Source organism: Micromonospora sp. NBC_00617, from assembly GCF_045161355.1.
Lineage (GTDB): Bacteria > Actinomycetota > Actinomycetes > Mycobacteriales > Micromonosporaceae > Micromonospora.
In genome coordinates this window covers 1,224,046-1,236,846 of the sequence record NZ_CP107751.1, presented here as the reverse complement: position 1 = coordinate 1,236,846, position 12,801 = coordinate 1,224,046, and the positions used below count along the sequence as shown (strand labels likewise).

Annotated in this window: 16 protein-coding genes; 15 read left to right on the top strand and 1 reads right to left on the bottom strand. The window is 69.5% G+C overall.

The window, feature by feature from the left end:
* The first annotated feature begins 84 nt into the window (after positions 1 to 84).
* A complete protein-coding gene (gene ygiD, locus OG505_RS05620; protein WP_405431486.1) occupies positions 85 to 966 on the top strand; it encodes a 4,5-DOPA dioxygenase extradiol in 882 nt (293 codons plus the stop codon).
* Positions 967 to 1,038: 72 nt separating this feature from the next.
* The gene (locus OG505_RS05615) at positions 1,039 to 2,094 is read left to right on the top strand and encodes a zinc-binding dehydrogenase (protein WP_405431485.1); all 1,056 of its coding nucleotides are present in this window, start codon (positions 1,039 to 1,041) and stop codon (positions 2,092 to 2,094) included.
* A 28-nt stretch (positions 2,095 to 2,122) separates the two neighbouring features.
* On the opposite strand, the gene OG505_RS05610 is transcribed toward OG505_RS05615, so the two are convergent.
* Positions 2,123 to 2,470, bottom strand: coding sequence for a hypothetical protein (locus OG505_RS05610; RefSeq protein ID WP_405431484.1), 348 nt, complete (start codon positions 2,468 to 2,470; stop codon positions 2,123 to 2,125).
* 341 nt (positions 2,471 to 2,811) lie between these two features.
* Here OG505_RS05610 and OG505_RS05605 point away from each other — a divergent pair, with 341 nt between their 5' ends.
* The 13 genes from OG505_RS05605 to hypE are packed head-to-tail and all read left to right on the top strand — an operon-like array spanning position 2,812 to position 12,771.
* Positions 2,812 to 4,221, top strand: coding sequence for a hypothetical protein (locus OG505_RS05605; protein WP_405431482.1), 1,410 nt, complete (start codon positions 2,812 to 2,814; stop codon positions 4,219 to 4,221).
* Positions 4,218 to 4,814, top strand: coding sequence for a hydrogenase maturation protease (locus OG505_RS05600; protein ID WP_405431480.1), 597 nt, complete (start codon positions 4,218 to 4,220; stop codon positions 4,812 to 4,814). Before OG505_RS05605 ends, OG505_RS05600 begins: the two co-directional genes overlap by 4 nt.
* Entirely contained in the window at positions 4,807 to 5,163 is a 357-nt protein-coding gene (locus tag OG505_RS05595; protein ID WP_405431479.1) for a hydrogenase/urease maturation nickel metallochaperone HypA, read from the top strand. Before OG505_RS05600 ends, OG505_RS05595 begins: the two co-directional genes overlap by 8 nt.
* Positions 5,163 to 5,702, top strand: a complete 540-nt coding sequence (locus OG505_RS05590) for a hemerythrin domain-containing protein (protein ID WP_405431477.1) — start codon at positions 5,163 to 5,165, stop codon at positions 5,700 to 5,702. The genes OG505_RS05595 and OG505_RS05590 overlap by 1 nt, the downstream gene beginning before the upstream one ends.
* On the top strand, positions 5,699 to 6,820 hold the full coding sequence (locus OG505_RS05585) for a hydrogenase expression protein HypE (protein WP_405431476.1): 1,122 nt from the start codon (positions 5,699 to 5,701) through the stop codon (positions 6,818 to 6,820). Before OG505_RS05590 ends, OG505_RS05585 begins: the two co-directional genes overlap by 4 nt.
* Positions 6,817 to 8,616, top strand: coding sequence for a nickel-dependent hydrogenase large subunit (locus OG505_RS05580; RefSeq protein ID WP_405431475.1), 1,800 nt, complete (start codon positions 6,817 to 6,819; stop codon positions 8,614 to 8,616). Before OG505_RS05585 ends, OG505_RS05580 begins: the two co-directional genes overlap by 4 nt.
* Complete coding sequence (locus OG505_RS05575; RefSeq protein ID WP_405431473.1) at positions 8,609 to 9,208, top strand: hypothetical protein; 600 nt, start codon at positions 8,609 to 8,611, stop codon at positions 9,206 to 9,208. The genes OG505_RS05580 and OG505_RS05575 overlap by 8 nt, the downstream gene beginning before the upstream one ends.
* Positions 9,205 to 9,840 (top strand): DUF5947 family protein, encoded by a 636-nt coding sequence (locus OG505_RS05570; protein ID WP_405431471.1) that lies wholly within the window; start codon positions 9,205 to 9,207, stop codon positions 9,838 to 9,840. The genes OG505_RS05575 and OG505_RS05570 overlap by 4 nt, the downstream gene beginning before the upstream one ends.
* A gap of 11 nt (positions 9,841 to 9,851) precedes the next feature.
* Positions 9,852 to 10,058 carry a hypothetical protein gene (locus OG505_RS05565; RefSeq protein ID WP_354973771.1) on the top strand — a complete coding sequence of 69 codons (207 nt, stop codon included), beginning with the start codon at positions 9,852 to 9,854 and terminating at the stop codon, positions 10,056 to 10,058.
* Positions 10,059 to 10,085: 27 nt separating this feature from the next.
* The gene (locus OG505_RS05560; protein ID WP_405431469.1) at positions 10,086 to 10,187 is read left to right on the top strand and encodes a DUF6893 family small protein; all 102 of its coding nucleotides are present in this window, start codon (positions 10,086 to 10,088) and stop codon (positions 10,185 to 10,187) included.
* Between the two features lie 22 nt (positions 10,188 to 10,209).
* Entirely contained in the window at positions 10,210 to 10,482 is a 273-nt protein-coding gene (locus tag OG505_RS05555; RefSeq protein WP_405431467.1) for a HypC/HybG/HupF family hydrogenase formation chaperone, read from the top strand.
* A gap of 13 nt (positions 10,483 to 10,495) precedes the next feature.
* The gene (gene hypD, locus OG505_RS05550) at positions 10,496 to 11,623 is read left to right on the top strand and encodes a hydrogenase formation protein HypD (protein ID WP_405431465.1); all 1,128 of its coding nucleotides are present in this window, start codon (positions 10,496 to 10,498) and stop codon (positions 11,621 to 11,623) included.
* A complete protein-coding gene (gene hypE / locus OG505_RS05545) occupies positions 11,620 to 12,771 on the top strand; it encodes a hydrogenase expression/formation protein HypE (protein ID WP_405431464.1) in 1,152 nt (383 codons plus the stop codon). The genes hypD and hypE overlap by 4 nt, the downstream gene beginning before the upstream one ends.
* The last annotated feature ends 30 nt before the right edge of the window (positions 12,772 to 12,801 follow it).

Below are 12,801 nucleotides of genomic sequence, written 5' to 3'. Positions count from 1 at the left end.
GTCGACCGGCCCGCAGGGGTCTACTCTGAAGATCTACCCGACACTCGAGGTGACGCTCCGACGGCAACTCCGGAAGGGCCCGACGTGACCGCAGAGACCCCCGGCGGCTCAGATGCACTGATGCCCGCCGCATTCATCGGCCATGGCAACCCCATGAACGCTCTCGAGGTCAATCGATACACCACCTCGTGGAAAGCGTTCGGCGCCGCGGTGCCGCGGCCCCGTGTCATCCTGGTCATCAGCGCGCATTGGTACACCAACGCCACCGCCGTCACCGCGATGCCCCGGCCGCGGACCATCCACGACTTCTACGGCTTTCCGCAGGCGTTGTTCGAGGTGCAGTACCCCGCGCCCGGGCTGCCCGAGCTGGTTACGGAGATCAGCGACGCCGTTCACCCGACCTGGGTCGGTGCCGACCTCGACAGCTGGGGCATTGACCACGGCACCTGGTCGGTATTGACGCACGCTTTCCCGGACGCCTCGGTCCCGGTCGTACAGCTCAGCATCAACGCCGACAAGCCCTTGGACTACCATTTCCAGCTCGGCGCCAAACTCGCTCCACTGAGACAACGCGGAGTGCTCATCATCGCCAGCGGCAATGTCGTGCACAACCTACGCGGCATGGACTGGAAGCTGACCGACGACGGCTACGACTGGGCCCAGCGCTTCGACGAGGACGCCAAAACCCGGATGTTGACCAATCCGGGCGAGTTCGCGACGCTCGACACCCACCGCGACTTCCGCCACGCGGTGCCGACACCGGATCACTTCATTCCCGCGCTCTACCTCGCCGGTCTGGCCGCCACCGCCGACGCGCCGGACACCGACGTCCTCGTGGACGGCTACGCCTACGGATCGTTGTCGATGACGGCTTACACCCTCGGGCTCCCCTGCCCCGACGCCGCTGGCGAAGGCGGATCCCCACAGCCGCCCGACGACCTGCCGGCCGACGGCTCGAACATCTAGGGTTGTGCGCGACCTGACGGCAAGCGACTATTCGGCGCCGCGCCCGCGATCACGCTGCCAGAAGGAGCCTCCATGGTGACCACCGATCGTTATCTTGCAGTCGCCGGTCCACGCGAGCTTCGCGAGGGTGCCGTCACCACCACTGGGCCGCGCCCCGGCCACGTCCTGGTGGACATCACCTACACCGGCATCTGCGGCACGGATGTCCACGGCTACACCGATGGCCACATGCTGCCACCGGCGGTGTTCGGCCACGAATGGACCGGCTCTATCTCAGCCGTGGGAGACGGGGTGCAGGGGCTGCGGGTCGGCCAGCGGGTGGTGGGCGGCGTGGGGCCGGCGTGCGGCCACTGCCTCCAGTGCGTCGCCGGCCACACCAGCAACTGCGACACGGTTTTCGCCGAGGCCAACGGGGTCGACGCCGACGCGCCGGCGTACGGAGCCTTTGCCACCCAGGTGCAGGTCTCGGCGCGGCGGGTGATCCCGGTCCCGGAGGGCCTCTCGGATGTGGAGGCAGCGCTCGTGGAGCCGACCGCGGTCACCTTCCACGCGGTGCGGCGTGTGGCGGCGGAGTACGGCGTGACCACCGTCGTCCAAGGTGCCGGCCCGATCGGTCTGCTGACCGCCCAGAACGCGCGCAATGCTGGAGCCGGGCCGATGATCATCTCTGAGCCCTCACCGGTCCGGCGTGCGCTGGCCACCAGGTTCGGCTTCACCCAGGTGGTCGAGCCCGCGGAGCTCCGGCCCGCGCTGGACGACCTCACGCGAGGCATGGGTGCCGACGTGGTCTATGAGTGCACCGGCGTTCCCTCGCTGTTCCAGCCGTCGGCAGAACTGGTACGGCGGGGTGGCACGCTCGCGTTGCTCGGCTATCCGTTGGAAGACTCAAGCGTCAGCTACGGCGACTGGCAGAGCCGCGAGCTGACGGTGATTGGCTCCCTCGCCTACCACCACGAGGACTTCGTCGGCGCCATGCGTGCCATCGCCGCGGGTCGCATCGACGTGACATCACTACATACGGGCACCTTCGGTCTGTCGTCGCTGAAGGACGTCCTCGAGGAACTCGACACGGGCAAGAGCGAACACGCCAAGGTGCTGATTGATCCGAAGCAGAAGGGCCAGAACTGACCTGCACGTGTAGGGGCCAGCACGGCGGCTACATCCAGATGTACTCCTCAGCGATGGCGCCGTCGCGCCATTTCGCTACTGTCACCATCCGGCTGCCGTCTTCGAACTCGCCCACCACGCAGGTCCACTCCCCCGACCCGAAACCGATGGGGTGCGACTTGATCTGGACCGGCCTGCCCCCGGTGCTCTCGGCGAACGCCTGCATGGCGTCGATGTGCTCCTGGGCGCCGTGAGTCTGCGGTTGCCCTTTCAAGTCCACGAGCACATCATCCGTGTGGTAGCGGGCGAACACTCCGTTCCAGTCCGCCGGGTTCCACCCCTTGAAGTCCAGTTCGTCCATGCTCTTCAGGTTACGGGTGACCTGGTCGTCGCTCATGACACGATTCCCTTCCAAGGCCGATCGGCGGGTACGTCCCAGAGCAAGCCTATGGAAACGTACGGGAGCTATCAGGCGAATCGTGACGCCTGTTGCCTCAAGTCCGTGATGTGGCGACCTTCCTCGATCAGCCGCCGGCTCCAGCAGTCCCGTACCGAGGATGCTGGTGCCGCTGCTGGTAGCCGCTGACCTCGATGTCTGCCGCCGGGTCACCTGGTCCGGTGAGTGCGCTCGGCACCTACCGGCGGCACGCACTTACGGCCGCCAGGTGGGACGGGTTAGACCAGGGTGACCGCTTGCCGCAGCGGGTTCCGAGCAGGCCCTGAAGGGGGTTGAGCACCGTGCCGACCGATCGCCCCAGTTCCCGGATCGACCGCGCCGAGGCGGTCGCGGACGCGATCCTGTACGAGGGCTATCTGCTCTATCCCTATCGGCGCTCATCGGGCAAGAACCGGGTCCGCTGGCAGTTCGGGGTCCTGGTGCCCCCGATCTGGGCGGCGGCGCACGGCCTGGTCGACAGCGGCGTGGCCGGCTCCGCGGAGTCGCCGTGGCAGCAGACCGAGTGCCTGCTGGAAGCGCCAGACCCGGCAACCGTCCGGATCCGGCTGCGGTTCCTGCACCTGCAACGCAAGCTGACCGAGCAGCGGACGGCCGGCGGGTACCGGCCGGTCGACCGGATCGAGGTCGGTGGCCGCACGGAGCTCAGCTTCGACGAGGCGGTGCCGCGGGAGTTCGACATCGAGGCGTCGGTGGGTGACCTGCGGCGGGGCCGCCGGCTGGACGTCCGGCTGCCGGGTGGGGAGGACGTCGAGCCGCTGGTCGACGACCGGGGCGAGCCGGTCGGGCGGGTGGTGCGCCGGCGCTGGCCGTTGTGCGCGTCGGTCACCGTCTCCGCCGCCCCGGCCGAAGCGCCGTTCCCCTTGCTGCGGCTCGTGATCCGCGTCGAGAACACGGAGGGGACCATCCCGCCGGACAGCCCGCGGGACGAGACGTTGCGCCACTGCCTGCTGGCGGCCCACACGCTGGCCACGGTCAGCCTGGGGCGGTTCCTGTCCCTGCTCGACCCGCCAGAGTGGGCCCAGTGCGCAGCCCGGGAGTGCCGCAACGTGCACACGTTCCCGGTGCTCGCCGGCGAAACTGGCAGCGCCGACGTACTGCTCTCGTCGCCCATCATCCTCTACGACCACCCGCAGATCGCGCCGGAGAGCCCCGGCGACCTGCACGACGCGGCCGAGATCGACGAGATCCTCTCGTTGCGGACGCTCACGCTCTCCGACGCCGAAAAGCGAGAGGCGCGGGCCACCGATCCCCGGGCCGCCGCGATCGTCGACCGGGTCGAGGCCATGCCGCCTGCGGTGTTCGAACGGTTGCACGGCGCCATCCGGGCCCTGGCACCCGTACGCCCGGGTGGCGATGCCGCCCCCGACCCGGAACGGCCGTGGTGGGAGCCCGGCGCCGATGACGCGATCGCGCCGGAGACCGAGACGGTGCTGGTCGCGGGCGCTCTGCTGGCGCGGGGCAGCCGGGTCCGGTTACGGCCCCGCCGGCGGGGCACGGACGCCCACGACATGTTCCTGGAGGGCCGTACCGCCCGTGTGGAGCAGGTTCTGCTCGACGTGGACGGGTCACGATTCCTGGCCGTGACGGTGGACGACGACCCGGGCGCGGAGCTGCACCAGTGGTACGGGCGCCTGCGCCACTTCCGTCCCGAGGAGGTCGAACCGTTGACCGGAGAGGTGGCGACCCCGTGAGCGGCGCCGTGAGCAGCCCCGACGGCGGACGGATCCTGGTCGCCGGCATCGGCAACATCTTCCTCGGCGACGACGCGTTCGGCGTCGAGGTCGTCCGGCGGCTGAGGGAGGCGGTCCTCCCACCAGGGGTGGATGTGTCCGATTACGGCATCCGGGGGATGCACCTGGCCTACGATTTGCTGGACGGCCGCCACGACGTGCTGGTCCTGGTGGACGCGTTGCCGATGGACGAACCGCCCGGGACGTTGGCCGTACTCCAGGTGGACCTCGACGATCCGGGCTGGACGCTACGGCCGGCCGACGTGCTGGACGCGCCCGCCGCCGACGCGCACGGCATGGATCCCGAATCGGTGCTGCGCCTGCTGCGCGGCCTGGGCGGGAGCGTCGACCGGGTCCTCGTGGTGGGTTGCCGTCCCGCGGCCCTCGACGAGCGCATGGAGCTGTCGGCTCCGGTGGCCGCCGCAGTCGACGAGGCGGTCCGGACGGTGACGGGCATTTTACGGGAGGAAGCCGCGCGGCTGGGGCGCGGCGAGGGGCCGGCACCAGGCACGCCCGCAAACGGCAGCGAACGGGGGGTGAGCACACATGCATGAAACGGGTCTGTCCGAGGCGATCGTGGCGGCGGCGGTACGGCGGGCCGCCGGCCGCCGGGTCACCGGGCTGCGGGTGCGCATCGGTGGTCATCCGGTCGACCGCGACGTCGTCACGCAGGGCATCCAGCTGGCCGCGGCCGGCACGGTCGCCGCGGACACCGCCGTCGACCTGGTACTCGAACCGATGACGGTGGCCTGCAACGGCTGCGGCCGCAGCGGGCCGGTCGACGACCACCTCGCAATGGTGTCCTGCCCCCAGTGCGGGGGCGTCGACATCGACGTCACCGGCAGCGACGACGTCGTACTGGAATCGATCACGTTGGACAGCGCCGGACGGGGGGCGGCCTGATGGACGCCACGGAGTTGCTCCGGCACGACCACCGCGTGGTGGAGCAGCTGTTTCGGGACTATCGGGCAGCGGAATCGGACGCGCAGCGCCGCGGCGTCGTGGAGATCCTCATTCGCGAGCTGTCGAAGCACGCCGCACTGGAGGAAGTTCTCTTCTACCCGTTCGCCGCGAAGGTCCTGGCTGACGGCCAGGTCGACCGGCACCTCTCCGGGCACCGGCCGATCAAGGAGTTGCTCCTTGAGCTGGACCGCAGCCGGACCGGTGATCACGCGCAGGACGAGCTGATGGAGCGGCTGGCGTCCGCCGTCGCCCGGCATGTGCGGGACGACGAGAACGAGCTCATGCCGCAGCTGTGCGCCCGGGCCGACGAGCAGGCCCTCCGCGAGCTGGGCCAGGAGATCGACCACGGCAAGCAGCGGGCCCCGACGCGCCCGCACCCGCACGCGCCGGACAAGCCGCCGGCGCTAACCCTCGCGGTGCCGGTGGCGGCCATCTACGACCGGCTGCGGGATCGGATGCAAGGGAGGCCACGCACATGACGCAGGGCACGGGCGACACCGCGATGATTCCGCAGGAGAACGGGTTCGACGAGGTCACCATTCTCTGGATCTCCGAGGGCATGAGTTGTGACGGCGACACCGTGTCGATGACGGCCTCCGGTCAGCCGGCGATCGAGGACGTCGTGCTCGGGCTCATTCCCGGCCTGCCGAAGGTCAACCTGCACAACAAGGTGTTGTCGCCGACCGCCGGCGGCGAGGAGTTCCTGGCGCCGTACCGGAAAGCGGCCCGTGGGGAGATGCGCGAGCCGTTCATCCTCGTCATCGAGGGTTCGGTCCCGAACGAGAACATCAACGGCGACGGATACTGGACGTCGTTCGGCAACGACGAGACCACCGGCGAGCCGCTGACCGTGAACTGGTGGATCGACCAGTTGGCGCCGAAGGCGTGGGCGGTCGTCGCCGCCGGCACCTGCGCGACGTACGGCGGCATTCACGCCATGGCGGGCAACCCGACCGGCTGCATGGGCCTGGCCGACTATCTCGGGTGGGACTTCCGGTCACAGGGCGGTCTGCCGATCGTCAACGTGCCCGGCTGCCCGATCCAGCCGGAGAATTTCATGGAGACCCTGACCTGGGTGCTCTACCACGCCGCCGGCTCGGCACCACCCCCGCCGCTGGACCACATGCTGCGGCCGCAGTGGCTGTTCGGCAAGACCGTGCACGAGGGCTGCGACCGGGCCGCCTACTACGAGCAGGCCGACTTCGCCAAGGACTACAACTCGCCCAAGTGCCAGGTGAAGATCGGCTGCTGGGGGCCGGTCATCAACTGCAACGTCCCGAAGCGCGGCTGGATGGGCGGCGTGGGTGGCTGTCCCAACGTCGGCGGCATCTGCATCGGCTGCACCATGCCGGGCTTCCCCGACAAGTTCATGCCGTTCATGGACATGCCTCCCGGTGGCAGCCTCTCCACGCTGATGATCAAGCCGTACGGCGCCCTGATCCGCCGCCTGCGCAGCATCACCAACGTGACCGCCAACAAGGAACCGAAGTGGCACCACAACGGTCCTGAACTCACCAGCGGCTACAACCCCCGGTGGCGCCCGTACGCCCCAGCAGATCCCCGTCGACAGGCGGCAGTGGAGAGGAACAAGCCGTGACCGCGACGAAACCGAAGCCGGCCGTTGGCCAGGAACCCAGCGAACTGGTGGAGATGGCGTGGGATCCGATCACCCGGATCATCGGCAACCTCGGCGTCTACACCAAGATCGACTTCACGAATCGGGTGGTCGCCGAATGCCACACCACGTCGTCGCTGTTCCGCGGCTACTCGGTGTTCATGAAGGGCAAGGACCCGCGGGACGCCGGCTTCATCACCAGCCGGATCTGCGGCATCTGCGGCGACAACCACACGACCTGCTCGGTGTACGCGCAGAACATGGCGTACGGCATCAAGACCCCGCCACTGGCCGAGTGGATCATCAACCTCGGCGAGGCCGCCGAGTACATGTTCGACCACACCCTCTTTCAGGACAATCTCGTCTTCGTCGACTTCTGCGAGGCGATGGTCAAGCAGACCAACCCGAGCGTGCTCGCCCTGGCGGAGAAGACCGCCGCGCCCGGCCGGGACATCCACGGTTACCGGACGATCGCCGACATCATGCGGGCCTACAACCCGTTCGAGGGTGAGGTCTACAAGGAGGCGCTGAAGGTCAGCCGGACGACCCGGGAGATGTTCTGCCTCATGGAGGGCCGGCACGTTCACCCGTCGACGGTCTACCCCGGTGGCGTCGGCACCATGCCGCAGCCGTCGCTGTTCACCGACTACCTGAGCCGGCTGATCAGCATCCTGGACTTCGTGAAGAAGTCCGTCGCCCTGAACGACGACATCTTCGACTTCTGGTACGAGGCGCTGCCCGGCTACGAGGAGGTCGGCCGGCGCCGGGTCCTGCTCGGCTGCTGGGGCGCATTCCAGAACCCCGATGTTGTCGACTACCGGTACGAGACCATGACGAACTGGGGACGGGCGATGCACGTCTCGCCCGGCATCGTCGTCGACGGCAAGCTACTCACCACGGACCTGGTCGACATCAACCTCGGCATCCGCATCCTGCTCGGCAGCTCCTACTACAAGGACTGGGTGGGCGAGGAAGAGCCTTTCGTCAAATACGACCCGCTCGGCAATCCGGTCGACATCCGCCACCCGTGGAACCAGACCACCCTCCCGGATCCCGGCAAGCGCGACTTCGGCGACAAGTACAGCTGGGTGATGAGCCCCCGCTGGTTCGACAAGAACACCGGGGACCATCTCGCGCTGGACACCGGTGGCGGCTGCTTCGCCCGGCTGTACACCACGGCGCTGGCGAAGATGGTCGACACCCCGTATGTGAAGTCGACCGGGCAGAGCGTGCTGATCTCGCTCCCGAAGAGCCAGACCCTGCCCGAGATGACGCTGGAGTGGAAGATTCCGAAGTGGTCGAACGCCCTGGAGCGGGACCGCTCGCGGGCCTACTTCATCGCGTACGCGGCGGCCATGTCGCTGTACTTCCTGGAGCGGGCGATGGAGCGGATGCGCGCCGGGGACATGCGGGTCTTCACCGAGTTCGACGTGCCGGACGAGGCCATCGGGTGCGGCTTCCACGAGGCTGTACGCGGCACCCTGTCGCACCACCTCGTGATCAGGGACCGCAAGATCGCCAATTACCACCCGTATCCGCCTACGCCGTGGAACGGCAGTCCCCGCGACAGCTACGGCACCCCAGGGCCGTACGAGGACGCGATCCAGAACATGCCGATCTTCGAGGAGAACGGCCCGGACAAATTCAAGGGCGTCGACATCATGCGGGCGGTGCGCAGCTTCGATCCCTGCCTGCCCTGCGGCGTGCACATGTACGTCGGCGGCGGCCGCACCCTCAAGAAGATCCACTCGCCGATGTTCGGCGCGTCGCATGGGTGAGCAGCCGGACCTCCCGCGGCTCGACGATGCCGCCGTCGAGCCGCGGCTGGCCCGCCTGGACGCCGTGCTCGCCCAGCTCGAGCAGACCCCGGGCCGCACCGCCGAGCTGGCGCTGGAGGCCGTCGAGGTGCTGACCGAGGTGTACGGCGAGGCGCTGGCCCGGGTCACCGACCTCGCCGCCGGCAGCCCCCGCGCGCTCGACCGGCTCACCGACGACGAGCTGCTGCGGCACCTGCTGCTGTTGCACCGCGTCCATCCGGATCCGCTGGACCGGCGGGTGGCGCGGGCGGTCGACGACCTCCGGCCGCAGCTGCACGCGCAGGGTGCCGAGATCGCGCTGATCGGTGTTCAGGACGAGGTGGCGCGGATCAGCCTGTCCGCCAGGTCGTGCGGCGGTGGCGGCGCGGCCCTGGGGGATCTGGTGCGGGAGCAGGTGCTGACGTTCGCGCCGGAGCTGTCCGCCGTCGACGTGGTGGCGCCCGCGCCGGCTCCGGCACTGATCCCGGTCACCGCTCTGTGGCAGCGGCCGGACCGGCCCGAGGCGGCGACGACGCGCGCCGCCGGGCCGCTGGCGTTGGGTGGCGCGACATGACCACGGGCGCGCTGCAGCGGGCGATCCGCCGCGCCGGGCAGCGCGCGGCCACGGTCGACCGCTGCGGCATGTGCGCCGGGCCGGTCCGCCCCGAACACCGGCACGTGTGGGACGAGCAGGACGGGGAGCTGATGTGCGCCTGCACCCCGTGCTCCCTGCTGTTCGAACGCGAGGCGGCCGGCGGCGGCCGGTACCAGCTCCTCCCCACCCGGGGCAGGCGGTTGACCGGGCTGTCCGCCGACGAGCTCGGCGTGCCGGTCGGCCTGGTGTTCTTCGTGAAGCAGCCGGACGGCCGGGTGCTCGGGCACTACCCGAGCCCCCTCGGCACGACCGAGTCGGAGATCCATGCCGGCGCCTGGCGGGCCATCGAGGCACGCTCACCCGCGCTGGCCGAGCTGACGCCACGGTTGGAGGCGTTCCTGGTGTGGACCGGCACGCCGCACGGCGGCGGCCAACAGCGGCACGGCGGCGACCAACAGTGGGTGGTGCCGCTCGACGACTGCTTCCGGCTCGTGGCGCTCATCCGGCAGCACTGGACGGGCATGTCCGGGGGAAGCGCGGTGTGGCGGGAGATCGCGAAGTTCTTCGACGATCTCGGCCGACGGCATGGTCGGCCATCCGGTAACGACTGATGGAGGGAACGGTGATGGGCGAGATCCGAGTGGGCGATCCCGATGTCGAACTCGACGCGCCGGCGCACACCAAGGGCGTCGAGGAGGGCAACTCGCGGAGAAGGAAGCAGTCGGGCCATCACGATGACGGGACGGTGGATGCCCGCCGCTCGACCGGCATCCGGCCCAAGAAGCACGGCCCGATCCTGCCGATCATGCCGAACCTGCCGCCGGGTTGAGCCGGCGTGGTCCGAAGGAGGTGAGCTGTGCGAAAGCTGTTGGCGTTGGTGGCCGGCGTCGCCGTGGTGGGACTGTTCTGGAAGGAACTTCCCGCGCTACGGCGCTACATGAAGATCGAGAGAATGTGACCGGGGAAGGACGAACGAGCCGATGTGCCTAGGAATCCCCGGCGAGATCGTCGAAATCAAAGCCGGCCGCGACGACCTCGCCATCGTGGACGTCGTCGGCGTCCGGCGGGCGATCAGCATCGGCCTGCTCGGTCCGGATCAGGTAGGCATCGGAGACTGGGTGCTCGTCCATGTCGGGTTCGCCATGTCGAAGATCGACGAGACCGAGGCGGCCGCCACGTTGGCGATGCTGGCCGGCCTCGGGCAGGCGTACACCGACGAGCTGCAGGCGCTCGCCGAATCCGACATCACCTAGGAGCGGTGGTTCCATGCGTTTCGTCGACGAGTACCGCGACGCGGACAAGGCCCAGGCGTTGGCCACCCAGATCGCCGCATTGTGCGAACCGGGACGGCAGTACAAGTTCATGGAGGTCTGCGGCGGTCACACGCACACCATCTACAAGCACGGGATCGAGGACTACCTGCCGGAGCAGGTCTCACTCGTGCACGGGCCGGGATGCCCCGTCTGCGTGATCCCGATGGGCCGGATCGACGACGCCATCGCCCTGGCCCACGAGCCGGACGTCATCATGACGGCGTTCGGCGACATGATGCGGGTGCCCGGCGGCACCGGCTCGTTCCTCGACGCCAAGGCGGCCGGCGCGGACATCCGGATGGTGTACTCACCGTTGGACGCGCTGAAGATCGCCCGAAACAACCCGGACCGCCGGGTGGTCTTCATGGCGATCGGGTTCGAGACCACCTCACCGTCGACCGCGGTGACCGTGCTGCGGGCGGCAGCCGAGGGGATCGACAACTTCTCGGTCTTCTGCAACCACGTCACCATCCTTCCGGCGATCAAGGCGATCCTCGACTCACCGGACCTGCGACTCGACGGCTTCCTCGGGCCCGGGCACGTCTCCACCGTCATCGGCTGCCGACCGTACGAGTTCATCGCCCGCGACTACGGCAAGCCGCTCGTATGTGCCGGGTTCGAACCGCTGGACCTCCTGCAGTCGGTCTTCATGCTGCTCAAGCAGCTCGCCGAGGGCCGCTGCGAGGTGGAGAACCAGTACACCCGGGTGGTGCCCTGGGACGGCAACCTGCGGGCGCTGGAGGCGATCGGCCGGGTCATGCAGCTGCGACCGTACTTCGAGTGGCGCGGCCTCGGCTTCATCTCGCACTCGGCCCTGCGGATGCGGGACGAGTACGCGGCGTACGACGCCGAGCGGCTCTTCGACGTGCCCGGGGTACGGGTGGCCGACCCGAAGGCCTGCCAGTGCGGCGAGGTGCTCAAAGGAGTGCTCAAGCCCTGGGAGTGCAAGGTGTTCGGCACCGCGTGCACGCCGGAGACCCCCATCGGCACGTGCATGGTCTCCTCGGAGGGCGCGTGCGCGGCCTACTACAACTTCGGCCGCTTCACCAGGCAGCGGCTGACAGATGCGGTCCGGGCATGACGACCGAACGCACCGCCGGGCGGGCCGAGCGCCCGGTGGCCGAGACGGAGGCGACGACCGAGCGCGAGCCGGGGCGGCTGTCGCCGGAGCAGCAGGTGCTGAAGCGCATCGAACGGGCCCGCCGGCGCGCGCCGAAGATTCGGGAGAGCCGGATCACGCTCGCGCACGGCGCGGGTGGGAAGGCGACGCACAGCCTGGTCGAAGGGCTGTTCGTCGAGGCGTTCCGCAACCCGACGCTGGAGGCGCTCGAAGACTCCGCCGTGCTCTCCGTGGGCACCGGCCGGCTGGCGTTCACCACCGACTCGTACGTGGTGTCGCCGCTGTTCTTCCCGGGCGGGGACATCGGCGACCTCGCGGTCAACGGCACCGTCAACGACCTCGCGGTCAGCGGTGCCCGGCCGCTGTACCTGTCGGCCGGGTTCATCCTGGAGGAGGGCTTCCCCGTCGCCGACCTGCGGCGGATCACCGCCTCCATGGCCGCCGCCGCGGCGCGCGCCGGAGTCCAGGTCGTCACCGGCGACACGAAGGTGGTGCAGCGGGGCAAGGCCGACGGCTGCTACGTCAGCACGGCCGGCGTCGGGGTGCTGGAGCGGCCGCTGAGCCTGGGCGCCGCGCACATCCGCCCGGGTGACGCGGTCGTCGTCTCCGGGCCGATCGGCGACCACGGAGTCACCATCATGCTCGCCCGCGGCGAACTGGACATCGCCGCCGACCTCGCCTCGGACACCGCGGCGCTGCCCGGACTGGTGGACGCCCTGCTGGACGCGGCTCCCGGGGTGCGGCTGCTGCGCGACGCCACCCGCGGCGGTGTGGCGACCGTCCTCAACGAGATGGCGCAGGCGGCGCAGGTCTCCGTCATCGTCGACGAGGCGTCCGTACCGGTGCGGCCGGCCGTGACCGGCGCCTGCGAGCTGCTCGGCATCGACCCGCTCTACGTGGCGTGCGAGGGACGCCTGGTCGCCGTGGTGGACGGCACGCAGGCGGAGGCCGCTCTGGCGGCACTGCGCGGCCACCCGCTCGGCGAAGGTGCGGCGGTGATCGGCCGCGTCGCCGCCGACCCGCCCGGAATGGTGCTGCTCAGGACCGCGTTCGGGGGCACCCGAGTGGTCGACATGCTGGTCGGCGACCCACTCCCCCGCATCTGCTGACGACGGTCCGAACGCGCCTACAGCCTCCCG